The organism is Lysobacter zhanggongensis, assembly GCF_046638635.1.
Taxonomy (GTDB): domain Bacteria; phylum Pseudomonadota; class Gammaproteobacteria; order Xanthomonadales; family Xanthomonadaceae; genus Novilysobacter; species Novilysobacter luteus.
In genome coordinates this window covers 1-26,654 of record NZ_JBJXHK010000024.1, presented here as the reverse complement: position 1 = coordinate 26,654, position 26,654 = coordinate 1, and the positions used below count along the sequence as shown (strand labels likewise).

The following is a 26,654-nucleotide window of genomic DNA, read 5'->3' as shown; positions in this document are numbered from 1 at the left end:
TTCCTTAGCGCCTTGTTACGTCCCCGTGACCAAAGTCATAGTCGGCCGGCCCGAAAGGGTTTCCTTCCGACTGCGTTAGGGGAGTCACCAGTGTCAAAACCCACCTTCAACCGCGCTTTGCGTCGTAGTGCACTGACCGTCGCACTCGGTGTCTGTTTTGCTTCCGGGGTCGCGCATGCCCAGTCAAATGCCGCGGGCTCGATTTTCGGTTCCACCGGCGAGCCGGGAACCGTTGTCGTCATCCAGAACGTCGACACCGGCCTGACCCGCCAGATCACGGCGGACGCCAACGGCCGCTACAGCGCGACCGCGCTTCCCACCGGTGAGTACACCGTCTCCCTGCAGCGCGACGGCCAGGTGCTGGCCACCAAGGAAGACGTCCAGGTCACCCTGGGTGGTGGCCGCGAGGTGTCGTTCTCCGCAGGCGGTGCCGCGGACGGCTCGGCGACCGACCTTGACCGTATCGTCGTGACCGGTACGGCAGCGTCGTTCATCGACGTCTCCTCGACCGATACGCGCACCACGTTCACCGCACAGCAGCTCGAGAAGCTGCCGGTCGGTCGCAGCATCGAGTCGGTGGCGCTGCTCGCCCCGGGCGTTGTCCAGGCGGACTCGCGCTACCCGGGTACCGCGTCCTTCGGCGGCTCGGCCGCGTCCGAGAACGCGTTCTACATCAACGGTTACGCGGTCACCAACCCGCTCACCAACCTCGGCTCCACCAGCTTGCCGTTCGACGGCATCAGCCAGATGCAGGTCATCACCGGCGGCTACGGCGCCGAGTTCGGCCGTGCGACCGGCGGCGTGGTCAACATCGTGACCGAGCGCGGCGGCAATGAGTGGAAGTTCGGCGGCCTGATGACCTACCGGCCCGCCAGCCTGCGCGCCGATTACGAGAACATCATCTATCCCGACAACGGCACCCCCAACGACGGCCTGATCTACCAGAAGCGCGAGGAGATCGAAGTCAACTCGTGGAGCTACGGCATGTACGCCAGTGGCCCGTTGATCAAGGACCGCCTGTTCATGTATGTCGGCGGCGAGATGGAGGAGCAGGACCAGTCCAGCGTGCTCGCCCGGCCGGGTGGTGCCACCAACGGCTATCGCGACTCCCACTACGAGATCCCGCGCTGGCTGGCCAAGATCGACTGGAACATCACCGACAACCACATCGTCGAGCTGACCGCCGTCTCCGACATCACCAAGCAGACGGTCGATTACTTCCCGTACACCTACACCCCGGGCACCGACGAGACCATCCGTGGCTACGACAAGACCGGTGGCTACTTCTACGAGGACGGCGGCGAGCTGTACGTCGGCAAGTACACCGGTTACCTGACCGATTCGCTGACGCTGACGGCCATGTACGGCACGCAGAAGCAGGATCACGTCGCGGTTCCGTTCGGCTATGACCCCAGCGTCGTCTACGTGAGCGATTCGCGCTCGGTGGCCGATCCGGTCCAGCGCGGCACCTATGCGCAGCTGGCGTTCCCGGATGCCTTCGACGAGACCGAGGGTTTCCGCGTGGATCTGGAATGGCAGGTCGGCAGCCACTCGCTGCGCGTCGGCTATGACCGCCAGGACTCGACCTCGCGCGCTGGCGAAGTGACCTCCGGCCCGGCCGGCTACCGCTGGATCTACAGCTCCTGCGGACCGGGTGCCGCCGGCGAGCCGATCCAGGGTGGCGGCGGCGCCGTGTGCCCGGGTGGCAGCGGCGACTACGTGTCGCAGTACCGGTACGCGAACGGTGGCACCTTCTCGGTCGACCAGTCGGCGTACTACCTGGAAGACCGCTGGCAGGTCACCGACAACTGGCTGCTGACGCTGGGCCTGCGCAACGAGGCGTTCGAGAACTTCAACGCCGACGGCGAGGTGTATGCCGAGCAGAAGGACCAGTGGGCGCCGCGCCTGGGCGCGAGCTGGGACGTCTTCGGTGACGCTTCGCTCAAGCTGTTTGCCAATGCCGGTCGCTACCACCTGGCCATGCCCAACAACGTGGCGCTGCGCGGTGCGGCAGGTTCGCTCTACACCAACGAGTACTTCGCCTTCACCGGCATCGACCCGGTCACCGGTGCGCCGATCGGCCTGACTCCGCTGGGTGATGGTCCGTACTCGTCGAACCGCGAGTACGGCCAGGCGCCGCACCCGGATTCGGTGACCGCCAAGGGCCTGGACTCGCACTACCAGGACGAGTTCGTGCTGGGCTTCGAGAAGCGCCTGACCGACCAGATCAACGTGGGTGCGCGTTACGTGCATCGCGATCTCAAGGCCGCCATCGACGACATGTGCGACTACCGTCCGGCCTACAACTGGGCGATCGCCCGCGGCATGTCCGAGGAAATGGCCGACCAGCTGGGCAACGAGCTGGCGTCCTGCCGCCTGTTCAACCCGGGCGAGGACAACACGTTCATGCTCGATGACGGCAGCGGCAACCTCGTCGAGGTGGCCCTCACCGCCGAAGAGCTGGGCTTCCCGAAGCTGAAGCGCATGTACCAGGGCATCGACTTCTTCGTCGAGCGTCCGTTCGACGGCACCTGGTATGGCCGCATCGACTACACCCTGTCGCGCAACTACGGCAACGCCGAAGGCCAGCTGAAGTCCGACGTCGGCCAGGGCGACGTGTCCCAGACGATGGACTGGGATCACCCGGAGCTGATGGAGTACGCCAACGGCTACCTGCCCAACGACCGGCGCCACTACATCAAGGGCTATGGCTTCTACCAGCTGACCCCGGAATGGCGTTTCTCGGCCACCGCGACCTTCCAGTCCGGCCGTCCGAAGAACTGCACCGGTTACTACCCGAACAACTCGCCGGAAGACGAGGAGTTCATCGAGTTCTACTCCTACGGCGGTCCGTACTACCACTTCTGCAACGGCGAGCCCGTGCCGCGTGGCACCAGCGGCCGGTTGCCGTGGACCAACAAGCTGGATCTCGGCGTCGCGTATGCCCCGAACTGGGCGGACAACGCGCTGGAGTTCTCGCTTGACGTGTTCAACGTGTTCGACGAGCAGGAAGCGCAGAGCATCGTCGAGTACGGCGAGCTCGGCGGCCCCGGCGTACCGTATGCGCACACCAACCGGGTGCTGAGCTACTCGACCCCGCGCAGCGTGCGGTTTGCCCTGCGGTACGACTTCTAAGCGAAAAAAAACCCGGCGCGGCCGTTTGCCGCGCCGGGTGTCTCTCTCTCATTCGGGCCGCCGCAAGGCGGCCCTGTTCTTTGTGCAGGACGCAAAAAAAAGGCCGCGGGGTTGCCCGCGGCCTCTTGATGCATGACCGGTGGCTTACGCCAGGCCGGCCTGCTTCATCACTTCCGATGCGAAGTCGTCGGTCTGCTTCTCGATGCCTTCGCCGACGGCGAGGCGGACGAAGCTGATGACCTCGGCGCCGCCGGCCTTCAGGGCCTGCTCCACGCTCTGGTTGGTGTCCAGCACGTACGGCTGGCCGGTCAGGCAGATCTCGTTGACCGTCTTGGCGACCTTGCCCGACACCATCTTCTCCAGGATCTCGGCCGGCTTGCCGGTGTCCTTGACCTGGGCGAGGGCGATTTCCTTCTCCTTCGCGACGAAATCGGCGGGGACGTGCGCCGGCGAGATGTACGGCGGGTTCATCGCCGCGACGTGCATCGCGATGCCGCGGGCCAGCTCGTCGCTCGCGCCCTTCAGCTCGACCAGCACGCCGATGCGGCCGCCGTGGACGTAGGCCGCCACGGTGTTGCTGCTGTCGATGCGGGCCATGCGGCGGACCTGCACGTTCTCGCCGACCTTGGCGATCAGGGCCGAGCGGGCCTCCTCGACGGTGTCGCCGGACGACAGCTTGGTGGACTTCAGTGCGTCGATGTCGGCGGCGCCCAGGGCGGCGTCGGCAGCGGCTTCGGTGAAGGCCAGGAAGTTGGTGTCCTTGGCGACGAAGTCGGTCTCGGAGTTGATCTCGACCAGCACTGCCTTGCCGTCGCCCTGCGCGGAGACGATGCGGCCCTCGGCGGTGACACGGCTGGCCTTCTTGTCAGCCTTGGCCAGGCCCTGCTTGCGCAGCCACTCGGCCGACGCTTCGACGTCGCCGTTGTTCTCGGTGAGCGCCTTCTTGCACTCCATCATGCCGGCGCCGGTGCGCTCGCGCAGTTCCTTGACCAGGGAAGCGGTGATCTCTGCCATGGGGGTTACCTCTGAATTCGGGGGTGTGTAGGAGCGGCTTCAGCCGCGACGGGATGCGAGCGGCCGTCCGTTACGGATCGCGGCTGAAGCCGCTCCTACAGGAAAGTGCGGCCGCGCAGCATGGCGCGGCCGCATGACATCGCGCTTACTCGGCGGCCGGTGCTTCAGCCGACTCACCCTCGGCGGGCTTGTCCTCGGCCTTGGCGGCTTCCTTCTTCGGGGCGGCCTTCTTGGCCGGGGCGCGGCGCGGCTTGTCGCCGGCTTCGCCTTCGGCGTTGAAGTCTTCCTCGCGGACGCTGGCCGCCTGCGGCGCGGCGGCCTTGCCTTCCAGCACGGCGTCGGCGGCGGCACGGGCGTACAGCTGGACGGCGCGGATGGCGTCGTCGTTACCCGGGATCGCGTAGTCGACCAGGGCCGGGTCGTAGTTGGTGTCGACCACCGCCACGACCGGGATCCCGAGCTTGCGGGCTTCCTTGATCGCGATGTCTTCGTGGCCGATGTCGATCACGAACAGCGCGTCGGGCAGGCGGTTCATCTCCTTGATGCCGCCCAGCGAGGCTTCCTTCTTGTCGCGCTCGCGACGCAGGCCCAGCACTTCGTGCTTGACCAGCTTCTCGAAGGTGCCGTCGGTCTCGGCCGCTTCCAGCTCCTTCAGGCGCGACACCGACTTCTTGACCGTGGCGAAGTTGGTCAGGGTGCCGCCGAGCCAACGCTGGTTCATGTACGGCATGCCGCAACGCTCGGCCTCTTCCTTGATCGCCTCGCGCGCGCTGCGCTTGGTGCCCAGGAACAGGATCATGCCGCGCTTCTGGGCGATGCCCGAGATGAAGTTCATCGCGTCGTTGAACAGCGGAACGGTCTTCTCGAGGTTGATGATGTGGATCTTGCCGCGGGCGCCGAAGATGTACGGGCCCATCTTCGGGTTCCAGTAACGGGTCTGGTGGCCGAAGTGGACGCCGGCTTCCAGCATCTGGCGCATGGTGATCTGGGGCATTGCTGTAACTCCAGGCAGTGGAACCCTGGCCGCCGGATAGGGTGGGGCGGCTGCCACGGCTTGGCCGGGGCACGGATTCCGGGGTTGGGCCTCCCTGCTGCTTCCGTGGCCGAACCTCTTGATCCGCAAGGACTCACGAGGCACCCCGGCACGGGCTGTGGCAGCAGGTGTGTATTCGTCGATGACGCACGACGTGGGCGGTGGCCCGGACACGCCGGGTCAGCCGGCGGATTGTACCGGCGTTTGGGGCACTGGAGCAAATATCCGCGGAGGCTAGAACGTCAACGTCGCAATGCGGGGAGAAGCAGCCTCGCCCGGCGCCACGGCGCGCTGGTGGGGCGGGTGGGGGGCATCGCCGCTGGTCGTCACCCGATAGGGCACCCGCGGCGAGCAGTCCACCTTCATGGGGCGGTCGTGGGTGGGGGCCGGCCGGGTGTCGGCCGCGCAACCCGGCACGATGGTGATCCCGACCCGGATGGTGCCCTTAGTGCCTGCCCAGACGGAGCCGCTGGCCAGGCAGGCGGCCACGGCGACGATGGCGATGGACTTGCGGACGCGCATTGACTGCTCCTGTTGCTCGTCCACGAGGGACGAGACGGGTCAGACAATGTGTCGGCCGGCTCCTGCAAAAGTTGAGCCGGTATCGGGCACATCAGCAGGCTATGCCGGGCTTTGTCTCCGAACTGTGAGGTGGGTCACGCGGGACCGCATGCCGCCGGGACGGTCAATACGTCAGGACGACCTTGACCGTGTCGCTGTAGCGCCCCGCCTGGAGCAGGGGCTGGTCGTCCACCCGGCCGTGGACCGTCAGGGACTGGCTGGTGCCGGCACTGGTGCCTTCCACCGTGTTGACGTCGATGTCGTCGCCCCACGGGTTGGTGCCGCTGGTCCTGTTGAGCCGGTACGCAATGCAGGCGCCGTCCGGGTTGCACATCTGACGGGTGCCGCCTGCCATCGCGTGCAGGCCGTCGTCGAGTCCGACCTGCCAGGACGTGCGCTTGGTGCAGGTCAGGTCGATGGTGGAGGTGCTGGCCAAGTTGCCGGTGCGCGTGCCCGACAACGGCATGCCGCCGGGATTGAAGCTCATGTCGCTGGCGGTGACGACGCTGCAACTGGGAGGTACGGTCACCAGTGCCTGGAAAGGCATCGTCACGCTCGTGCCGCTGTTGCCCTGGTCGCAGCCGGGCGGATTGGGGTTGTTGCTCTCGCGATAGCTGTATGTCAGTCGCGCGTCGGCGAAGTTGTTCCGGTAATCACCGGCAGCTGCCTGCGACAGGTCTGACACTTTTCCGTAGACCTGTATGGTTCCGCGGTGGTAGCCGAAGCTCAGGAACGTGGCGTACTCGATGGTCGTTGATAGATGACTGGGCGCCGATGCGCTGTCGCCCCATATCAAAGTGCGCGCCGGATCCTTGTAGATCTGGAACGAGACCTGGTCGCCCGGAGACTCGATGTGGCTCATCCGACGGTCGAGGATGGTATTGCCCGATCCGTGGCCGATCGCGAAGCACAAACCCACTGCGACATTGGCCGGCGCAAAGTAGCTGCCGCATTCGTAGGTGATGGTCGCCGTGGCGGTTCCGTCCGCAGGGTCGGCCGAGTTGAAGTTCAGTGCGGTCATCTCGGCCGAGCACGACGTTATGGCATGGGCATTGGGCGCGGCGAAAAGCGTGCCGATTGCGAGCGAAAGGACCAGCAGACAACGCAGCCAGTTCATGGCGCCTCCTCCGGGATACAGGTCAGCGGTCCGATCCGGGGAATCGGCGCGCTGGTTTCGGGGTAGTCAAACGCGACCCTGCAAGTGCCGGTCGCGGTCGTGACCTGCAGGGTGTTGTGGTCATCGAGCGTGTCGAGGTAGATCTCGCCGTCGTAGCCGACGAAGGTGGCGGGTGACGCGTTGCCAACCAGCACCGCGCTGCCACCTGCGTCGAGCGGGGTGCCGTCTGCATCGTGCAGGACCACCACGGCGGCACGCACCGGCTGGACGTCGAAACGCACTTCGGTCCCGGCGCGGTCGCTCGGTACGGCGAACATCTCGACCTGGCCCAGCCGCATATCCGCCGGCAGGTCCATCGGGTCGATGGCCAGGCGGTTGCGCTGCCAGGCATTGAGCGGGGTGACCAGCAGCAGTCCGTTGTCGCCGGTGGTGCCGATCAGGCGGTTCTCCAGCTTGACCGGCACCCCGCCGACATCGCCGGTCGACACCACCGCGAAGGCGTCGTTGACGCTGCGCGAGGCGAACACGTCGCCGCTCATCAGCACCAGCCCGCCGTTGGCGCCGGCGTAGCCGTACCAGTTGCCGGCGGAACCGGCGACGCCACCGTTGACCCGGCCGTGGTCACCCAGCCATCCGGCCTCGGCCAGCGCCGAGGCGTCTCCGCCGTCGGCGTGGCTGGCGCGGACCCGCCAGCTGAGCCCGCCGGCGGTTGGTACCGACTGGGCCATGTCGACGTTGGCGCTGTCGCGGCCCGCGTTGCGTTGCAGGGAGGTATTGAGCGCGCGACGCTCGCCGAGGTTGACCGAAATCCCGAGGTAGAAGCTGCGGTCGGCGGACGCGTCGAGGTTCTGGTTGACGCTGAAGTTGAGTGCCCAGTCGCGCCCGAAACTGCGGTTCCAGTAGGCGCTGGCGTACCGGCTGGCGTCGCTTTCCGGGTACTGCAACCGCAGGTAGCTGGCACCGAAGCTACCCAGCAGGGCGGAATTCCAGCCGACAAGCGCCCGGTCGCTGGCGCGCGCGGGCGCCTGCCCGTAGCCGGAGGCGAGGTCGCTGTAGTCGTCCTGGGTGCGCTGGGTGCTGAGCGAGAGGTTGAAGCGCGCGTTGTTCCAGCTGTAGGCGAACGCGGTCTGGGTGCCGGTCCGCTCGTGCCAGTCGCTGGCCGACCACGACGCGCTGACGATGCCCGCACGTCCCGCCGCCCAGATCGCGCCGATACCGCCGTTACCCAGGCCGTCGCCGCCTTCGCCGTGCAGCTCGATCGTAAGCGCGTCGCTGGCGCCGTATCGCAGGTTGCCACTGGCGACCGGCTGGCTGCCGTAGGAATACGAGCGCAGGCCGTAGTCCTCGCGGATCACGCCGGCGGTGACCGACCAGTCCGACAGTCCTTCGGCGAGGAGGTTCTGGCTGGCATAGAAAGGGAAGCTCAGCGTGCGCACGGCGCCGAACGCGTCGGTGATGACCAGCTGCGCGTCACCGGCGCCGTTGATGCCCGGCTGCGAGACCAGCTGGAACGGGCCCACCGGCACTTCGCCGGAGTACTGTCGTACGCCGTTGACGTACAGCTCCAGCTCGGATGGCACCGCCACTTCACCAAGGAACGCGGGCAGCGGTGTCGTGACGCGGTAGGGCTGCAGGCCGAAGTTGCGGCCCAGGTGGATGCCGCCCACCCGCACCGCGCGCGTCCAGCCCATGCTGCCGGTGGTGGTGTCGCCCAGGGCGAGCCGGGTCATCGTGTCCGGGAAGGACCATTCCCAGCTGGAATCCAGCCGGACGCTGTCGCCCCGCCAGCCGGCATCGCCGTGGCTGCGGAAGGCACGTGTGACCGCGGTGGTGCTGAACACCCCGGCATTGCCTCCGAAGGCGCGCAGCTCCGCGTAGGCCGTTGCGTTGCTGGAGCGGCCGGAGTGGTTGGCGTACAGGTCGTAGTTGAGGAGCAGGCCTGGGGCGTTGCTGGCCGCCGGCACCGCGGCGTGCTCGGGCGCGATGACGGTGGTGGCCAGCGCCAGTTGCGACAGCGGCGCATTGATGGCGACCCGCTGCAGCCCGGCGTCGTAGTCGAACCGCACGCCTGGAATGTCATCGAGTGCGACCAGCTGCCCGGGCGCTGTGTCCGGAAGGGTGAAGTCGAGCCGGGTGAGGGTGTCGGCCGGGGCGTACAGCCGGCCGTCGCGCAGCACGAACGGCAGCAGCAGGCCGGTGGACTGGTGGTTGAGTTCGACCTCCAGGTACAGCGGGAGCTCGGCCTGCGCCACCGGCGTTTCCAGCGGCGGCACGGCGGCGCCGGCGGCCATGCCGGTAGCCGGCAGGCAGCAGGCCAACAACAACAGGGGCCTAGCGCGCTTCAGGGTCGAGCGCGAGCGTCTGCTCGGCGGCTTCGCCATTGATCCGTACCCTGAGGTCACCGCCGTCATAGGCAGGCACGGACGCGGGAAGCGCCCAGCGCATCGTCTGGCCCGGCAGCACATAGCCAACCAGGCCGGCGAGCAATTCGTGCCGTTCGCCACGGGCGTCGACCCAGGCGAGGTCGGCCAGTTGCGCGTGCTGCCGCCCGCCATTGGTGACCACCAGTTCCACGCCGTCGCCGTTCCGCTCCAGGCGCGAGGCCAGCGCGTAGGTGATCGGCGCCTCGCCAGCCGGCAGTACGAACACCGGGATCGAGTAGCGCAGCAGGAACTGCAGGCCGGTTTTTTCGGGTGCGTCCCCGTCCGGGACCTCGTCGACGATGATCCGGTAGGTGGACTCGTTGTCGACCGGCGGCGGCCCGGTGCGGATGACACGCACCAGTTGCCGCGCGCCGGGCGCGAGTTCCACCAATGGCGGGCTGATCGCGAGGTCGCGGGTGGGTTCCAGCGTCTCCTCGCCGTCCTTCTGGGTCCAACGGAACAGGCGCACCTGGGCACGCACCGGCTTGTCCGGGTCGGTATTGCTCAGCCAGACCGCCTCGCCGTTCTCGGATGCTTGCAACTCGACCGAGGTAGGCGCGACCTGCAGGCTTGCGGCGATTGCCGGGCAGCACGCCAGCAGGGCGGCCAGGGCCAGGATCGTGCAGGTTTTCGCAATGCGTCGGCTCATGGATTCGGGGGTGTCAGTACGTGATGGTCGCGGTGACCGTGTCGCTGTATGTGCCGGCACGCGGGTTGGCGATCGTGAGCCGGCCGTGGATCTGGATGTCCTGCGGAGTGCCGGCGTAACTGTCGCCGTAAACGCAGCCGCCGCTCGCATCACCCCACGGGGCACCGGCCGTGGCGGTGCAGGGCGTCGTGCCGGTGGCGCCGCTGTAGAGCTGGTAGGCGATGAACTCGCCGCCTGCCGAGGCCATCCGGCGATCGTTCACTCCGCTGCCATGCAGGCCCGCGTCGAGGCCGATGCGATAGGCCACCGGCACGTTGCAGCTGACGGTCAGCGAGCCGTAGGCATCCAGTTGCTGGCCGACGATCACCGGCACGCTGCCGAAAGCGACGTCGGTGCTGCCGGTAAAGCTGCAGCTGGCCACCACGTCGAGGTAGACCTCGAATTGCGTCGTGCAGGTGCCGCCGCAATCCTGCGCCCGCGCCTGGCCGGCGATACAGCCGGCCAGCATCGCCGCGCAGAGCGTCGACTTGAGGACATTCATGACGGAAGCGGGAGCGTGGCGTGCCGGTCGGGGCGGCGAATGCGCCGCCCCGGATCGGCAGGTCGTCTTAGAACACCACCGTGGCGGTGATCACGTCGCTGTAGGTGCCGACCGGCGATTCGCCGGGGATCGTCGCCCGCGCAAAGATCGGGTGGGTGCGGTTAAAGGCCGGGCCACCAAAGCCGGTGCCGGTACCTTCAACGGTGTTGGTGTCCACGGTGTTTCCCCACACCTCACTCCGGCCCGCATCGCTGTACAGCTGGTAGGCGATTGCGTCGGTGCCGTTGGTGTGCAGCATCTGGCGCGCGCCGACGTCGCTGCCACCGTTGTTGCCGGCGTTGAGGGCGACGTCGTAGGGGACGCCGATGGTGCACTGGACGGTGACGAGCCCGCCGACGGCGTCCACGGTACCGGCACTTGCCAGCGCGTTGCCGAACGCCACGTCCCCGGTGGACGTCACGTCGCACGACTTGTCGATCGTTATCGTCACGTCCAGGTCCATGTTGTCCGCCGCATGCGCGGGGGCAAAAGCGGCGCAGGCGATGGCGGCGGCAATCAGGGAGATATTCAGAAGCTTCATCGGTCGGACTCCGGCGCGCGCGGCGCTCAATGGGAAGACTGCGAACCCCGTCGCAAAACGCGTGCCAACAAATTGTCGGAGTTGGGTGTCAGGAAGTTGCCTTAACGAAACGCTCGCAAAGGTGACTGGGCACAAAACGACGCTCGACGTCACATTTTCTGCGAGAGCGGCATCCCGTTCCGCATGCGACGCCCGTTTTCCACAAGCGGGCTGTGATGTCGCGCGATCCGGGCGGTTCGTAGGGTGCGGCGATGCTTGCCCACCTCGGGCTGCGGTCAAATCGGCGATAATGGCCGGATGCCAGTCCCCATCAAGACCCCAGAAGAACTCGAGAAGATGCGCATCGCCGGCCGCCTGGCCGCCGAGGTGCTCCAGGTCGTCGCCCCGCACGTGAAACCGGGGGTGACCACCGAGGAGCTCGACCGCATCTGCCACGACCACATCGTCAACGTCCAGGGCGCCATCCCGGCCAACGTCGGCTACAAGGGCTTCCCGAAGACGGTCTGCACCTCGGTCAACAACGTCATCTGCCACGGCATCCCGAGCGAGTCCAAGGTCCTCAAGGACGGCGACATCGTCAATATCGACGTCACCGTCATCAAGGACGGCTGGCACGGCGATACCAGCCGCATGTACATGGTCGGCACGCCGTCGGTGATGGCCAGGCGGCTGGTCGAGGTGACCCGTGAGGCGATGTTCCGCGGCATCCGCGCGGTGAAGCCGGGCGCCACGCTCGGTGACGTCGGCGCCGCGATCCAGGCCTACGCCGAGGCCGAGCGCTTCAGCGTGGTCCGCGAGTACTGCGGCCATGGCATCGGCAAGGTCTACCACGACGAACCGCAGGTGCTGCATTACGGCCGCCCCGGGCAGGGCGTGGTGCTGAAGCCGGGCATGACCTTCACCATCGAACCGATGATCAACGAGGGCGCCCGCCACACCCGCGTGCTGCCGGACGGCTGGACGGTGGTGACCAAGGACCGCAAGTTGTCGGCGCAGTGGGAGCACACGGTCGCGGTGACCGACGACGGTGTCGAGATCCTCACCCGCCTGCCGGGTGACGACAACGACCTATGACCGGCGTCGTCCCGGCCGACCGCGGTACGGCGGGACCTGCCCAGCAGCCGGGACAGGAGGACGCCGCCTGGGCCGGCCGGGCGCGTGAGGAGCTGGCGCAGGCCGACGCCGGCTTCGCCGCCCGCTTCGATGCCGATTCCGACATCGACCGACTGCTGGCCGAACGCGCCGCGGCGGTCGATGCGCTGGTGCAGGCGGCCTGGCAGCGCTGCATCCCGGCGGAGGCCGAACTGGCGCTGTTCGCCGTGGGCGGATACGGGCGGGGTGAGCTCTACCCCCAATCCGACGTCGACCTGCTGGTGATGGCCTCGCCGGCCGCGTCGCAGGCGCATGCCGACGACCTGGCGCGGCTGTTCGCGGTCCTGTGGGACTCGGGGCTGCCGGTCGGCCACGCCGTACGCTCGCTCGGGCAATGCACCGAGGCGGCGGTGGACGACATCACCGTCCTGACCGCGCTGCTGGAGGCCCGCCCGCTGGCGGCCAACGAACACGAGCGGCGTGAGCTGCAGGCCGCGGTGTCGCCGCGCGTGGTCTGGCCGCCGCAGGCGTTCTTCGAGGCCAAGCGCGACGAGCTGGTGGAGCGCCACGCCCGCTATGGCGATACCGCCGACAACCTCGAGCCGAACCTCAAGGAAGGCCCCGGTGGCCTGCGTGACGTGCAGACGCTGCACTGGATCGCCCTGCGCGTGATCGGCACGGCCGACATGGAGTCGCTGGTCGCATTCGGACAAATGGGTGCCGACGAGGTCGCGACCATCGAGCGCGAGCGACGCGCGCTGGCCCGGTTGCGCTATGGCCTGCACCTGGTCGCCGGCAAGCGCGAGGAGCGGCTGCGCTTCGATTACCAGAAACTGCTGGCCGCGCGACTGGGGTTCGAAGACTCCGGCGGCACGCTCGCAGTCGAGCAGATGATGCAGGGCTTCTACCGCAGCGCATCGCTGGTGCTGCGCATCGGCGAACGGTTGCTGCAGCGGTTCGAGGAGCAATTGCAGGGCGAGGCCGAACCCGAACCATTGGATGGGCTGTTCGAGTTGCGACGCGGCTACCTGGCCGCGCGCGACGCCGAATGGCCACACGCGCCGCCGGAAGTGCTGGCGCTGTTCGAGACCTGGGCCCGTCGCGGGGAGACCCGTGGCCTGCATTCGCACACCGCCCGCGCGCTGGCCGAAGCGCTGCCGGACTTCCCCGACTTCGCCGCCGCAGACGACGACCTGCGCCGGCAGTTCCTCGGCCTGCTGCGCGGCGACCAGCCGGTCCGCAGCCTGACCCGGATGGCGCGCCTAGGCGTGCTGGGGCGCTGGATACCCGCGTTCCAGAAGGTCTCGGGCCGGATGCAGTTCGACCTTTTCCACGTCTACACGGTCGACCAGCACACGCTGGCCGTGCTGGGTTACATGCAGGCGTTCGCATCGGGCGAGCGCGACCCGCGCTTCGCGCTGGTGCACGAGGCCTGGCCACGCCTGCGCAAGCCCGAGCTGTTGTTGCTCGCCGGGCTGTTCCACGACATCGCCAAGGGGCGCGGCGGCGACCATTCCGAACTGGGTGCCGACGATGCCCGCGCGTTCTGCCTGGCCATGGGCCTGGGCGAGTCCGACGCGGCGTTGGTTGAATGGCTCGTGCGCAAGCACCTGCTGATGTCGATGACGGCGCAGAAACAGGACATCGCCGATCCCGACGTGATCCACCGCTTCGCCACCGCGGTGGCCGACCGCGAGCGGCTGGACCATCTCTACCTGCTGACCTGCGCCGACATCGCCGGCACCTCCCCCAAGCTGTGGAATGCGTGGAAGGACCGGCTGCTGGCCGACCTCTACAGCGCGACCCGGCTCGCGTTGCGGCGTGGCCTGGAACATCCGCTTGCAGCCGAGGAGCGCAGCGCCGAGACGCGTGACGCCGTCCGGGCATTGCTGGTCGGGCTGGGCATGGCGGCCAGCGGGGTGGATGCGCTGTTTGCCCGGATGCCGGCCGTCGGCTTCCAGCGCGGTCGCGCGGACCAGCTGGCGTGGCAGGGCGAGGCATTGCGCGACGCCGCGCCGGGATCGACCGTGGTGCGGGTACGCCAGGTGCCCGCCCATGCCGGTGCGCTCGAGGTGTTCGTGCATTCTCCCGACGCCGATGGCCTGTTCGCGGCGATCGTCGCCACGCTCGACCGGGCCGGGCTGGCGATCCAGCAGGCACGCGTGCTGGACGGGCCGGGCGACACCATCTTCGACACGTTCGAAGTGATTCCCGCCGACACGCGGCACGCCCCCGCCGCCGGTGATGTCGAAACGCGCCTTGCACGCGCGCTGGTGGGGCCGTTGGAAGACATCCGCCCGGCCCGCCGCACCCTGCCGCGCCACCTGCGTCATTTCCGCATCGCTCCGCGCATCGCCTTCGACGAGGCCGACAACGGCCGCACCACCCTGAGCCTGGTCTGTACCGACCGCCCCGGGTTGCTGGCCGACGTCGCCCAGACACTGCGCAACCAGGGCATGCGCGTGCACGACGCGCGCATCGCGACCTTCGGCGAGCGCGCCGAGGACGTGTTCCAGATCACCGCCACCACCAGCGACGGCCGCGACCGGCCGCTCGACCCCGCACGCCAGCAGGCGCTCAGCGACGCGTTGCTCGCCTGCCTCGAAGGAGATGCACCATGAGTCCCCCACGGAAGAGCGCCAAGACCCCCGCGAAAAAGGCGACCAGGAAGACCCCGGCACGCAAGGCGACCGCGCCCATGTCGCCGGCCGACGAGCTCCAGGTGGTGATCAACAGCGCCTTCGAGCGCCGCACGATGTTGACGCCCGAAGAGATGGAAGGATCGACCCGGCCGACGGTGGAGCGCGTCATCGAGGGCATCGAGAACGGCGAGTTCCGCGTCGCCGAGCCCGATGGCAACGGCGGCTGGACCGTCAACGAGTGGCTCAAGAAGGCGGTGCTGCTGTACTTCCGCACCCAGGACATGGAAGTGGTGGAGTCCTACCCGGCGCCGTTCTGGGACAAGATCCCGGCCCGCTTCGCCGAGTTCGACGAACCCGCGTTCCGCCAGCTCGGCGCGCGCGTTGTGCCCGGCGCGATCGTCCGCCGCGGCGCCCACATCGGCAAGGACGTGGTGCTGATGCCGAGCTTCGTCAACATCGGCGCCCACGTGGGCGAGGGCACGATGGTCGACACCTGGGCCACGGTCGGCTCGTGCGCGCAGGTGGGTAAGCACTGCCACCTGTCCGGCGGCGCCGGCATCGGCGGCGTGCTCGAGCCGCTGCAGGCCACCCCGACGATCATCGAGGACCACTGCTTCATCGGCGCCCGGTCGGAGGTGGTCGAAGGCTTTGTCGTCGGACACCACAGCGTGATCGGCATGGGCGTGTTCCTCGGCCAGAGCACGCGCGTCTACAACCGCGCCACCGGCGAGGTCACCTACGGATCGGTGCCGCCGTACAGCGTGGTGGTGTCGGGCCAGCTGCCGGCCAAGGACGGTTCGCACTCGCTGTACTGCGCGGTGATCGTCAAGCAGGTCGACGCGAAGACCCGCTCCAAGACCAGCATCAACGACCTGCTGCGCGGCCTGGCCGACTGACATGGCCACCACGCTCTACGGATTGAAGAACTGCGACACCTGCCGCAAGGCCCGCAAGTGGCTGGACCGGTTCGGTGTCGAGCACCGCTTCGTCGATTACCGCGACGAGCCACGCACGCCCGAAGAGCTGGTCGGATGGAAGGAGGCCCTGGGCGGCTGGGGCGCCATGACCAACAAGTCCTCGACCACCTGGCGGCAATTGCCGGATCACCGCAGGGTGCCAGGCAGCGACGCGGAGTGGAAGCTGCTGCTGCGCGAGTACCCGCAACTGGTCCGCCGGCCGGTGGTCGTCACCGACGATGGTGCGGTGACCCAAGGCTTCAGCGACAACGCGTTCAAGAAGCGCTTCGGGGTTGGTTGAACCCGGGCGCCCGGCCGTCGCTCCGGCCGGTGACAGGTAATCTCCCCGCATGTCCGACGTCCTCGATCTCACCCGCGACCTCATCACCCGCCCGTCGGTGACCCCCGACGACGCCGGCTGCCAAGCGCTCATCGTCGGGCGCCTCGGTGCCGCCGGCTTCCACTGCGAGCGCCTGCGCTTTGGTGCGGTCGAAAACCTCTGGGCCACGCACGGCAGCCATGTCGACGATGCGCCCACGCTCGTCCTGCTTGGCCATACCGACGTGGTGCCGACGGGTCCGCGCGAGGCATGGTCGAGCGATCCGTTCGTGCCGGAGGTCCGCGACGGCGTGCTGTACGGCCGCGGCGCCGCCGACATGAAGGGCAGCGTGGCCGCGTTCGTAGTGGCTGCCGAGCGCTTCGTCGCCGCCCGCCCCGGGCATGCCGGCCGACTCGCGCTACTGCTGACCTCCGACGAGGAGGGCGATGCAATCGACGGTGTGCGGCGGGTGGCCGACGTGTTCCGCCAACGCGGCGAGCGCATCGACTGGTGCATCACCGGCGAACCGTCCTCGACCGCGAAACTCGGTGACCTGTTGCGGGTCGGCCGCCGCGGCAGCCTGACCGGGACGCTGACCGTGCACGGGGTGCAGGGCCACGTCGCCTATCCGGACCAGGCGCGCAACCCGATCCACCTTGCGTTGCCGGCGCTTGCCGAGCTGGCGGCGCGGCGCTGGGACGATGGGTTCGAAACCTTCCCGCCGACCAGCCTGCAGATCAGCAACATCAACGCCGGCACCGGCGCCAGCAACGTGATTCCCGGCGAGCTGCAGGTGCTGTTCAACCTGCGCTACAACCCGCACTGGGACGCCGCCCGGCTGGAGGCCGAGTGCGAGGCGGTGCTGACACGGCACGACCTCGCGTTCGACCTGCACTGGCACCGCAGCGGCGAGCCCTTCCACACACCCGAAGGCGCGTTGCGGGAAGCCGCGCGTGAAGTGCTGGCAGCATTCGCGGGGGCGCCGCCGGCCGAGAGCACCGGTGGCGGCACGTCCGACGCGCGCTTTATCGCGCCGCTGGGGGCGCAGTGCATCGAAGTCGGGCCGGTCAACGCGAGCATCCACCAGGTCGACGAACACGTTCGCGTCGCCGACCTGGAAGCCTTGCCGGACCTCTACCTCGCGCTTATCGAGCGGTTGCTGCCGGCCTGATTGTCCTCGGGCGGGTCCTGGGGAGCGACTGCCGGCAGCGGCACCGTGGTCCAGGCGATCGACGCGTCGCCGCCGCCGATGGGTACGCCGACCTCGTCGCGCGCGGCAACCACGACTTCAAGTCCCGTCGGCAGCCCGTGCGAGCGATCGAACGCATGGAAATGCTCCGCGTCCAGCGGAAGCTCGAACGTGAACACCGCGCCGTCCGCGCCGAGGCCCACGACCGAAATGCCGCGCCAGGGTTCGTCGCGCGCGTGCCAACGCGACTGCGCCAGCGGTTGCCCGTTGACCCGCAGGGATGTCAGGTCGACCGTGCCCGGCAGCATCAGTCCGCCGGTCGTCGCCCCGCGCGCTGACCGCAAGCGCACCTGCAGGCGCTGGCGGTCGCCGACCACGTCGCGCTGCTCGATCACGACCGCGGGCATGGCCAGCGCAGGCCCCCGGGGGCCCGGCACGCCGCGGCTTCCCCAGGGGTTCATCGGCTCGCGTTCGCGGGCGAAGCCCGCAGCGTCCAGGAACGCGCGCGGCAAGAGTGCGCCCGGTTGCGCGAACAGCCGTGAACCGTCCGGTCCCGCCACCAGCACGAGGTTGGCCGGCCGCGGCACGTCGGCGTCAAATGCCGGCTGCGACACGGCGAGCAACACGCACACGCCCGCACCGAGCCACCCCGCGGCGCTGGCGAGCGCGGCGCCACGCGGCAGGGCGAGCACTGCCGGCAACAGCGGCAACACCATGATCCCAACGACCGCAGGCACGGCGACCAGCCCTTCATGGCCGATGGCGTCGTAGGCGCCTTCGGCATAAGGCATCCACAGCAGCGCCGCGGGCAGCGCGGCCAGGCCGGCCCACAGCAACGGCCGTCGTGGCACAACGTGGCCTGCGATCACGCCGGCCAGGACTGGCACCAGCCCTACGTGCGCGCCGCCCGGCATCCACAGCACCGCCGCGGCAGCCACCAGCACCAGCGGGCTGAGCGCCGCCAACGCCAACGCCAACGCCGCCACGCCCCATGTGCGCTGCACAAGCCAGCCCAGCGGCACCAGGGTCCCGATGGCGAGCAGCATCATGCCGGCAACCATGGCGCCGCCCTGCGCGGTCCAGGTCGCCGGCACCGTGCCGAGCGCCTGCAGCAGCATGTGGCCCAGCACGCCCGCGACACCGAGTACCGCGATGCCGACGACCGCCAGCACCGCGGCCACGGGCAATGCCGCCGCGCGGACCGCGCCGGCGCGGACCAGCCGCGCGCCCAGGACCAGCCAGCCGAGCACCGCGATCGCCAGAAGCACCGGGTTCCACGATGCGGGCCAACCCGCCATCAGGCTGCCGGGAAGGCTGAAGAACACCGCGTCCGCATCGTCGGGCGCCGGTGGCTCGGCGGCGGAGAACGCGCGCGCCAGTGACAGCGCATGCTCGCCGTGGTGCTGCAGCGAGCCGGGGTCGAGGTGGGCGATGTCGTCGAGCGGGGTGTGGTATCGCGCCGGGGCCCGCGCCCACGCGAAATTTGCACCCGCGAGCCCGTCGCGCTTGTACACGGTGAAGTCGGTGTCGTTGGGCAGGGTGCGGTAGATCTCGTACTCCAGCGACGAACCGGCCGGCGCCGACAGCGATGCGCGCAGCAGGCGCGCCAGCGCCGCGTTGCCGGCCTGCGTCTCGATCAGCAGGCTCGCGCCGGTGGTGCCGCGGGCCTCCAGGTTGACCACCCGCGCAATCCGGGCGAATTCCGGTTCCCGCGCGAATGCCTCCGCCCCGATGAGCCCGAGCTCCTCGCCATCGTTCAGCAGCAGCCAGACGTCGCGCGCCGGCGCAGGCCCCGCCAGCAGCGCACGGGCGGTTTCGAGGATCGCGGCCACGCCAGCGCCATCGTCGGAAGCGCCCGGCCCGGCGGCGACCGAGTCGTAATGCGCCGATAACAGCACCGCGTCCTCGGACGAGGCGCCCGGTACGCGGGCCACGATGTTGTCCACCGTCGCGCAGGTGAACCCGCCACAGGCAAAGCGCCGCTGCACTTGTGGCTCCAGCCCGATCGCCCGCAACTCGGTGACGATGGCATCGCGCACGGCGGCATTGGCCGGGCTGCCGGTGGGGTGGGGGCGCTGGTCGCCAAGGACGCGCTCGAGCACCCCCATGGCGCGGGCGGACGAGAACGCATCCGCGACGGCATCCGCGCCGACCGGCGACGGCGCGCGGTTCTGAGCGACGCCCAGCCATGCCGCGAGTACGAACGCCAGCACCAGGACGGCGGCGACCACGGGGCTGCGACTTGCCCCCAGGCCGGGATTGATTGAACGTGTCGGCATCGTCTTCCCCTGGCGGACCCGTTCCGGATCATACGGCCCGGTTGGCCGCTTCCCCTGCCGACCGGCGTTGACGGGGTTCGTAGGGGGGCGTATCCCTGCGCATCCATCGATCGGCCCAACACCATGCCGCTGTCCATCCACAACCCCGGCAATAACAACGCCAGCCTCCCGCAGGCCGGCGATTAGCGCGTAGCACCACGCTCATCGTTCTCCCAGGCCTGCACTGCTAAGTGCGGGCTTTTTTGTTGCCGCACGAAACAGCCGGTCGCCCACGACCTCCAACCATCGCAAAGGAAACTGCATATGTGTTCGATCCTCGGCATCTTCGGCCTCGCTCCTGGCGACGACCTGCCCCGACTTCGCCGCGACGCGCTTGCGCTGTCGCGGCGACAGCGCCACCGCGGCCCCGATTGGAGCGGCGTCCACGCCGACCCGGGCGCCATCCTTGTCCACGAACGGCTGGCGATCGTCGATCCGGCCGGCGGTGCGCAGCCGATCGTGTCTGGCGATGGCAGGCATGTGCTCGCCGTCAATGGCGAGATCTACAACCACCGCGAACTGCAGGACGGGTTGTCCGCACCCCATGACTTCCAGACCGGCTCGGACTGCGAGGTCATCAATGCCCTGTACGCGCAGGACGACGACATCGGCGGCTGGCTGGGGCGGCTGAACGGCATCTTCGCCTTCGCCCTGTGGGACCGCGAGCGGATGCGCCATCTGATCGCGCGCGACCCGATCGGCGTCTGCCCGCTGTACTGGGGTCACGACGACCACGGCCGGATGTGGGTGGCCTCGGAGATGAAGGCATTGGTTGGGGTCTGCAACGATGTCGCCCAATTCCCGCCCGGCCACTGGTACGACAGCGCCACCGGCCGGCTGCAGCGATACTACCAGCGGCCCTGGCGGGACCACGATGCGACTCGAGGCGTGGCGGTCTCGCCGGTTGAGCTGCGCGAGGCGTTCGAGCGCGCGGTGCATCGCCAGATGATGAGCGACGTGCCTTACGGCGTGCTGCTGTCGGGCGGGCTGGACTCGTCGCTGGTCGCTGCCTGCGCGGCCCGCTTCGCCCGCCGGCGGATCGAGGAGGACGACCGTGCGGAGGCCTGGTGGCCGCGGCTGCACTCGTTCGCGATCGGCCTGCCGGGATCGCCCGACCTCGCCGCCGCCGAAGTGGCGGCCGAGGCACTCGGCACGGTCCACCACGGCTTCACCTACACGCTTGAGGAGGGCCTGGACGCGCTGCCGGAGGTCATCCGGCACGTCGAGACGTTCGACGTCACCACCATCCGTGCATCCACGCCGATGTACCTGCTCGCGCGGCGGATCAAGGCGATGGGCGTCAAGATGGTGCTGTCGGGGGAGGGCAGCGACGAGATCTTCGGCGGCTACCTGTACTTCCACAAGGCGCCGGGCGCGCGCGAGTTCCACGACGAGCTGGTGCGCAAGCTCGATGCGCTGCACGCCTACGATTGCCTGCGCGCCAACAAGTCGATGATGGCCTGGGGGGTCGAGGCGCGCGTGCCGTTCCTGGACATCGAGTTCCTCGATGTGGCGATGCGCATGGACGCGACCGCCAAGATGGTCGGCGTGCGGCCCGACGGCAGCGTGCGCATCGAAAAGGCGGTCCTGCGCGAGGCGTTCGAGGGTTACCTGCCCGACGCCATCCTGTGGCGCCAGAAGGAGCAGTTCAGCGATGGCGTCGGCTATGGCTGGATCGACGGACTCAAGGCCCATGCCGAAGCCCATGTCAGCGACCGCGAGTTCGTCGCCGCCGCCAGCCGCTTCCCGATCAACCCTCCGCAGAGCCGGGAGGCGTACTTCTACCGGCGGATCTTCGAGCAGCTGTTCCCCGGCGCGGCCTGTGCCGGGACGGTACCGGGCGGCAAGTCGATTGCGTGCTCTTCGCCGGCGGCGATCGCCTGGGATGCGGCGTTCGCCGAGGCCGCCGACCCGTCCGGACGCGCGGTGGCGGGCGTGCACCAGGCGGCGCTGGCCTAGGCCAGTGGGCTCAACCGCGTCGCTGCAGGCGGTAGGCGACGGTCTCGAGTGCGGTCAGCCCCTGCTCGATGAAGGCCGGCTGCTGGTCCAGGATGGCGCGGCGTTCCAGCACGTCCACCTGCCAGTCGTCGGCGAACAGGGCCCGCACTTCATCTTCCGGCACGGAGAAGGGCGGGGCCTGCATCTCGTCCGGCGGGTACTCCAGGGTGACCAGCAGGCCCTTGCAGCCGGTCGGCAGGCGTGCGTAAAGCTCGCGGGCGTATCGCGCGCGCATGTCCGGCGGCAGCGCGATGAGGGCGGCGCGGTCGTACACCGCGTCGCAGCCGGCGAGGGTTTCGTCGTCCAGCGCGAACACGTCGCCGTGGATCATCTCGACCGGACCCGCGCGGTACACGCGCCCGGCGGGCGTGTCGTGGACCTCCGGCTCAAGCGCGTGCGCGGCGAAAAACTGCTCGACTGCCAGTTGCGACAGTTCCACCCCGAGCACGCGGTGGCCGCGGCCGGCCAGCCACGCCATGTCGAGCGACTTTCCCGCCAGCGGTACCAGCACGCGCGCACCGCTGGCGACGCCGAGACCGTCCCAGTGCGCGGCCAGCAACGGCGTGGGCTGGTCCTGGTGGAACCCGGTCCGGCCGTCCTTCCAGCGCTCGAGCCAGTAGTCGGGTTCCATCAGGTCACCCGGCCAGCGAGCGGTTGTCGATCACGAAGCGGTACTTCACGTCGCTGCGTTGCATGCGCTCGTAGGCCTCGTCAATCTGTTGCACCGGGATCATCTCGATCTCAGACACGATCCCGTGCGCGGCACAGAAATCGAGCATTTCTTGCGTTTCGGCGATGCCGCCGATCAGCGAGCCGGCGATCGACCGGCGACCGAACACCAGCTGGCCAACCGACGGGCTCGGATGCGGGTGCTCCGGCACGCCGACCAGGCACAGCGTGCCGTCGCGCTTGAGCAACGCGGTAAAGGCATCAAGATCGTGGCTGGCCGCGACGGTGTCCAGGATGAAGTCGAAGGTGCCGGCATGCGCGCGGACCTCGCCGGCGTTGCGCGAGTTGACCACCTCGTGCGCGCCCAGGTCGTGGGCGTCCTGGCGCTTGCTTTCGGACGTGGTGAAGGCCACCACCTGCGCGCCCATCGCCCGCGCGAGCTTGATGCCCATGTGGCCGAGCCCGCCGATGCCTACGATGCCGACCTTCATCCCCGGCCCGACCTTCCAGTGGCGAAGCGGCGACCAGGTGGTAATGCCGGCGCACAGCAGCGGGGCGACGGCGGCCAGCTGGTCCTCGGGGTGGGTGACACGCAGCACGAAGCGCTCGCTGACGACGATCCGCTGTGAATAACCGCCCAGCGTATGCCCCGGCGGGTCCTGGGTCCGGCCGTTGTAGGTGCCGATGAAGCCCTTCTCGCAGTACTGCTCCAGTCCATCGCCACAGGCGCTGCAGGACTGGCAACTGTCGACCATGCAGCCGACGCCGACGGTGTCACCCACCTTGAAGCCGGTGACCGCGCTGCCGATCGCCGTGACCTGGCCGACGATCTCGTGGCCCGGCACGCAGGGATAGCGCGTGCCGCCCCATTCGGAGCGGACGGTGTGCAGGTCGGAATGACAGACACCGCAGTAGGCGATGTCGATCTGTACATCGCCTGGCCCGGGCGTGCGGCGCTCGATGTCGATCGGTTGCAACGGCTGGTCGGCGGCGTGCGCGCCGTAGGCCCTGGTGGTCATGTCCGCGCTCCGGAAAGGGAAACGTCGATTCTGTCACCCCGGTCCTTCGGCTTCCGTCAACGCGGAACGGCGGCGGTCACTCGACCGCCAGGCCCTCGACCTTCTGCCATCCCCTGGGCAACAGCCCCCCGCGCGTCGCGCGAGCGCCGATGTAGCCGTCCAGGTCCTTCCACGACAACGTCATCGTGCGGGCGCCGGAACGCACCTGCAGGCTGCCACCCTCGGGCACCACCGCGACCGCGACCACGCGCTCGGTGCCGAGCTTGGCCTTGGGGATGTCGATGAGCTTGTTGCCCTTGCCCTTGTCGAGTTCCGGCAACTCGGCCACCGGGAACGCCAGCAGGTGGCCGGCGCTGGTGGCGACCACCACGCGGTCGACCGCGACATCGGTCACCGGCGCGGGCTGCACGACCGTGGCGTTCGGCGTCAGCGACAGCATTGCCTTGCCGGCCTTGTTGCGGCTGGTGAGGTTCTCGAACCGGGTCACGAAGCCGTAGCCGTGGCTGGAGGCCAGGACGAAGCGGGTATCGTTGTCGCCGCTGGCTACCGCCTGGAACGAGGCGCCCGGGGCCGGCGAAAAACGGCCGGTCAGCGGCTCGCCATTGCCGCGGGCCGACGGCAGGCTGTGGACGATGGTCGAGTAGCTGCGGCCGGTGGAATCGAGGAACGCCACCTGCTGGTTGCTGCGAGCACGCGCCGCCGCCAGCAGCTCGTCGCCCTCGCGGTAGTTGAGCGCGGCGGCGTCGACGTCGAAGCCCTTGGCCGCGCGCACCCAGCCCTTTTCGCTGACCACCACCGTCATCGGCTCGCTCGGGGCCAGGTCGGTTTCCGACAGGGCCTGGGCGGCGCCGCGGGCGACCAGCGGGGAGCGGCGCGCATCGCCGAATTTCTTCGCATCGGCCAGCAGCTCGTCCTTGATCAGCTTGCGCAGCTTCGCCTTGCTGCCGAGGGTCGCGATCAGCTTTTCGCGCTCGGTCGCCAGCTCGTCCTGCTCGCCGCGGATCTTCATTTCCTCCAGCCGCGCAAGCTGGCGCAGACGGGTCTCGAGGATGTAGTCGGTCTGCTCCTCGCTGAGTGCGAAACGCGCCATCAGCACCGGACGCGGCTCGTCCTCGGAACGGATGATCCGGATCACCTCGTCCAGGTTGAGGAAGGCGACCAGCAGACCTTCCAGCAGGTGCAGGCGGCGCTCGACCTTCTCCAGCCGATGGGTCAGGCGACGGGTCACGGTGTCGGCGCGGAACTGCAGCCACTCGGTCAGGAAGGCCTTGAGGTTCTTGACCTGCGGGCGTCCGTCCAGGCCGATCACGTTGAAATTGACCCGGAAGCTGCGCTCCAGGTCCGTGGTCGCGAACAGGTGGCCCATCAGGGTGTCGATGTCGACCCGGTTGCTGCGCGGCACCAGCACGATGCGCGTCGGGTTGGCGTGGTCGGACTCGTCGCGGATGTCCTCCAGCCACGGCAGCTTCTTGGCCCGCATCTGGGTGGCGATCTGCTCGATGACCTTGCTGGGCGAGACCTGGTGGGGCAGGGCGGTCACCACGATGTTGGCGCCGTCCTTGTCGTACACCGCGCGGGCGCGAACGCTGCCGTGGCCGGTCTCGTACATCGACACCAGGTCGGCGCGCGGGGTGATGATCTCCGCCTCGGTCGGGTAGTCCGGCCCGAGCACGTGCTCGCACAGGTCGCGCGTGGTCGCGTCGGGGTCTTCCAGCAGGCGCACGCAGGCGCTGACCACCTCGTTGAGGTTGTGCGGCGGCACATCGGTCGCCATGCCGACGGCGATGCCGGTGGTGCCGTTGAGCATCAGGTGCGGCAGGCGCGCCGGCATCCACGAGGGCTCCTCGAGGGTGCCGTCGAAGTTCGGATCCCAGTCGACCGTGCCGTGGGCGAGCTCGCCCAGCAGGACCTCGGCGATCGGGGTGAGCTTGGATTCGGTGTAGCGCATCGCCGCGAACGACTTGGGGTCGTCGCTGGAGCCGAAGTTGCCCTGGCCCTCGATCAGCGGGTAGCGGTACGAGAACGGCTGGGCCATCAGCACCATCGCCTCGTAGCAGGCGCTGTCGCCATGCGGGTGGAACTTGCCGATCACGTCGCCGACGGTGCGGGCGGACTTCTTGGGCTTGCTGGCGGCGTTGAGGCCCAGCTCGCTCATCGAATAGATGATCCGGCGCTGGACCGGCTTCAGCCCGTCGCCCAGGAACGGCAGGGCGCGGTCCAGCACCACGTACATCGAGTAGTCGAGGTAGGCGCGCTCGGCGTACTCGCGCAGCGGGATCTGTTCGAAACCGTGGAAGGTCGGACGTACGGATTCAGTCATTCGGGCTGTGGTGTCCTGGGCGGCCGGGAATCAGCGGTGGAGCTCGCCGGCGGCCTCGGGCTGGTAGGCGATCGACAGCACCTTCAGGCGCACGGTGCGGCCACCCGGGACGGGCCACTCGATGGTGTCGTCGATCCGCAGGCCCAGCAGGGCGCTGCCGACGGGCGCCAGGATCGAGACCCGGTCCGCCTGGCCATTGACGTCGCGCGGATAGACCAGCGTCAGCTCGCGTTCCTGGCCCTCGTCGCTGCCGTCCAGTACGCGGAAACGCGCGGTGGAGTTCATGGTGATCACGTCGGACGGCATCTGGGCCGGCTCGAGGATCTGCGCACGGGCCAGTTCGGCCTCGAGCGCCGAGGTGTCCAGGTCGGCGGTGCCGGGTGCTTCGAGCAGCGCCTCGAGGCGCTCGCAGTCAAGGCGCGAAAGGAGAATGGAAGGGGCAGTCATGCGTGGGCTCCAAAGCGATGCGGGCGACGCAATATGCGCCGCCCGCGGCCGCTTGAGTCTACTCCAGAGCGTGCCCTTCGCCCATCCGCCGACCGCCGGGGGCGAACCGCCAGCCGGCGGCCGCCGTGGCCCGCACGCGACGACTGGAAGGGTGAAGGAAGTGTTGACATCCCCGCCGTCGCCACTCATCATGCGCGGCCCGCACAGCACCAACGTGCGGTTTGCCCAGGTGGCGGAATTGGTAGACGCACTAGCTTCAGGTGCTAGCGGGGGCAACTCCGTGGAGGTTCGAGTCCTCTCCTGGGCACCAAACACCGTCCGGTGACTACCGCGCCGGACACACGAAGAACCCCGCTCCGGCGGGGTTTTTTGTTGCCCGCGCTGCACGTTCGCGCGGCACGGGGCGTTGACAGGCGGGGTGTACCATCGCGCCGATGAACAAGCCCCCCAGCAAGCGCGGCGCAGGCGCCCGCAAGTCATCCGGCAAGGCCGGCTCCCCCGACTCATCCGCCCCCGGCAAGCGTGGCGGCCCGCCCGGCGCCGGTCGCGGCAAACCCGGTGGCAAGCCGGCCGGCAAGAAGCCCGGCTGGCTCCCCGAGCCGCCGCCGCGCGGCACCCGCAAGCCACCGCTG

At 68.8% G+C, this 26,654-nt stretch carries 21 protein-coding genes and 1 tRNA gene; 9 read left to right on the top strand and 13 right to left on the bottom strand.

Annotation, left to right across the window (positions count from 1 at the left end):
- Positions 1-90: 90 nt before the first annotated feature.
- Complete coding sequence (locus tag ACKVMH_RS06215) at positions 91-3,135, top strand: TonB-dependent receptor (protein WP_412699654.1); 3,045 nt, start codon at positions 91-93, stop codon at positions 3,133-3,135.
- A 144-nt stretch (positions 3,136-3,279) separates the two neighbouring features.
- Here ACKVMH_RS06215 and tsf read toward each other — a convergent pair whose 3' ends face one another.
- The 8 genes from tsf to ACKVMH_RS06175 all read right to left on the bottom strand — a co-directional run bounded on the left by tsf (position 3,280) and on the right by ACKVMH_RS06175 (position 11,053).
- Entirely contained in the window at positions 3,280-4,149 is an 870-nt protein-coding gene (gene tsf, locus ACKVMH_RS06210) for a translation elongation factor Ts (protein ID WP_412699653.1), read from the bottom strand.
- A gap of 145 nt (positions 4,150-4,294) precedes the next feature.
- Positions 4,295-5,143: a 30S ribosomal protein S2 gene (gene rpsB, locus ACKVMH_RS06205; protein ID WP_215218314.1), complete on the bottom strand. Its 849-nt coding sequence runs from the start codon at positions 5,141-5,143 to the stop codon at positions 4,295-4,297.
- Between the two features lie 273 nt (positions 5,144-5,416).
- Positions 5,417-5,704: a hypothetical protein gene (locus ACKVMH_RS06200; protein WP_412699652.1), complete on the bottom strand. Its 288-nt coding sequence runs from the start codon at positions 5,702-5,704 to the stop codon at positions 5,417-5,419.
- 163 nt (positions 5,705-5,867) lie between these two features.
- On the bottom strand, positions 5,868-6,860 hold the full coding sequence (locus ACKVMH_RS06195) for a Csu type fimbrial protein (protein WP_412699651.1): 993 nt from the start codon (positions 6,858-6,860) through the stop codon (positions 5,868-5,870).
- Complete coding sequence (locus tag ACKVMH_RS06190) at positions 6,857-9,151, bottom strand: fimbria/pilus outer membrane usher protein (protein WP_412699650.1); 2,295 nt, start codon at positions 9,149-9,151, stop codon at positions 6,857-6,859. Before ACKVMH_RS06190 ends, ACKVMH_RS06195 begins: the two co-directional genes overlap by 4 nt.
- Before the next feature lie 40 nt (positions 9,152-9,191).
- Positions 9,192-9,932, bottom strand: a complete 741-nt coding sequence (locus tag ACKVMH_RS06185; RefSeq protein WP_412699649.1) for a fimbrial biogenesis chaperone — start codon at positions 9,930-9,932, stop codon at positions 9,192-9,194.
- A gap of 13 nt (positions 9,933-9,945) precedes the next feature.
- Positions 9,946-10,473, bottom strand: coding sequence for a Csu type fimbrial protein (locus tag ACKVMH_RS06180; protein WP_412699648.1), 528 nt, complete (start codon positions 10,471-10,473; stop codon positions 9,946-9,948).
- Between the two features lie 67 nt (positions 10,474-10,540).
- Positions 10,541-11,053 carry a Csu type fimbrial protein gene (locus tag ACKVMH_RS06175; protein WP_412699647.1) on the bottom strand — a complete coding sequence of 171 codons (513 nt, stop codon included), beginning with the start codon at positions 11,051-11,053 and terminating at the stop codon, positions 10,541-10,543.
- Positions 11,054-11,350: 297 nt separating this feature from the next.
- On the opposite strand from ACKVMH_RS06175, the gene map reads away from it, so the two are divergent.
- Genes map through dapE form a run of 5 tightly spaced genes read left to right on the top strand, consistent with a single transcriptional unit; the run spans position 11,351 to position 17,233 of the window.
- Complete coding sequence (map, locus tag ACKVMH_RS06170; RefSeq protein WP_412699646.1) at positions 11,351-12,127, top strand: type I methionyl aminopeptidase; 777 nt, start codon at positions 11,351-11,353, stop codon at positions 12,125-12,127.
- Positions 12,124-14,766, top strand: a complete 2,643-nt coding sequence (gene glnD, locus ACKVMH_RS06165; RefSeq protein ID WP_412699645.1) for a [protein-PII] uridylyltransferase — start codon at positions 12,124-12,126, stop codon at positions 14,764-14,766. Before map ends, glnD begins: the two co-directional genes overlap by 4 nt.
- On the top strand, positions 14,763-15,683 hold the full coding sequence (dapD, locus tag ACKVMH_RS06160; protein WP_215218307.1) for a 2,3,4,5-tetrahydropyridine-2,6-dicarboxylate N-succinyltransferase: 921 nt from the start codon (positions 14,763-14,765) through the stop codon (positions 15,681-15,683). Before glnD ends, dapD begins: the two co-directional genes overlap by 4 nt.
- 1 nt (position 15,684) lies before the next feature.
- Positions 15,685-16,044: a Spx/MgsR family RNA polymerase-binding regulatory protein gene (locus ACKVMH_RS06155; protein ID WP_412699644.1), complete on the top strand. Its 360-nt coding sequence runs from the start codon at positions 15,685-15,687 to the stop codon at positions 16,042-16,044.
- A 49-nt stretch (positions 16,045-16,093) separates the two neighbouring features.
- Positions 16,094-17,233 carry a succinyl-diaminopimelate desuccinylase gene (dapE, locus tag ACKVMH_RS06150; RefSeq protein WP_412699643.1) on the top strand — a complete coding sequence of 380 codons (1,140 nt, stop codon included), beginning with the start codon at positions 16,094-16,096 and terminating at the stop codon, positions 17,231-17,233.
- Here the strand turns inward: dapE and ACKVMH_RS06145 are convergent.
- Positions 17,197-19,530 carry a M28 family peptidase gene (locus tag ACKVMH_RS06145; RefSeq protein WP_412699642.1) on the bottom strand — a complete coding sequence of 778 codons (2,334 nt, stop codon included), beginning with the start codon at positions 19,528-19,530 and terminating at the stop codon, positions 17,197-17,199. The genes dapE and ACKVMH_RS06145 overlap by 37 nt on opposite strands.
- A 303-nt stretch (positions 19,531-19,833) precedes the next feature.
- Here ACKVMH_RS06145 and asnB point away from each other — a divergent pair, with 303 nt between their 5' ends.
- Positions 19,834-21,528 (top strand): asparagine synthase B, encoded by a 1,695-nt coding sequence (gene asnB / locus ACKVMH_RS06140; RefSeq protein WP_412699641.1) that lies wholly within the window; start codon positions 19,834-19,836, stop codon positions 21,526-21,528.
- Between the two features lie 10 nt (positions 21,529-21,538).
- On the opposite strand, the gene ACKVMH_RS06135 is transcribed toward asnB, so the two are convergent.
- From ACKVMH_RS06135 to rnk, 4 genes are all read right to left on the bottom strand, one after another.
- A complete protein-coding gene (locus tag ACKVMH_RS06135) occupies positions 21,539-22,198 on the bottom strand; it encodes a thiopurine S-methyltransferase (protein ID WP_412699640.1) in 660 nt (219 codons plus the stop codon).
- 4 nt (positions 22,199-22,202) lie between these two features.
- Positions 22,203-23,255: an NAD(P)-dependent alcohol dehydrogenase gene (locus tag ACKVMH_RS06130; RefSeq protein WP_412699639.1), complete on the bottom strand. Its 1,053-nt coding sequence runs from the start codon at positions 23,253-23,255 to the stop codon at positions 22,203-22,205.
- Positions 23,256-23,331: 76 nt separating this feature from the next.
- A complete protein-coding gene (gene parC / locus ACKVMH_RS06125; protein WP_412699638.1) occupies positions 23,332-25,575 on the bottom strand; it encodes a DNA topoisomerase IV subunit A in 2,244 nt (747 codons plus the stop codon).
- Positions 25,576-25,605: 30 nt separating this feature from the next.
- A complete protein-coding gene (gene rnk / locus ACKVMH_RS06120; protein WP_215218299.1) occupies positions 25,606-26,022 on the bottom strand; it encodes a nucleoside diphosphate kinase regulator in 417 nt (138 codons plus the stop codon).
- A 223-nt stretch (positions 26,023-26,245) separates the two neighbouring features.
- Here rnk and ACKVMH_RS06115 point away from each other — a divergent pair.
- Positions 26,246-26,332 (top strand) — tRNA-Leu (locus ACKVMH_RS06115).
- Positions 26,333-26,456: 124 nt separating this feature from the next.
- Positions 26,457-26,654: hypothetical protein (locus tag ACKVMH_RS06110; RefSeq protein ID WP_412699637.1), on the top strand; the 198-nt coding region annotated here is incomplete at its 3' end.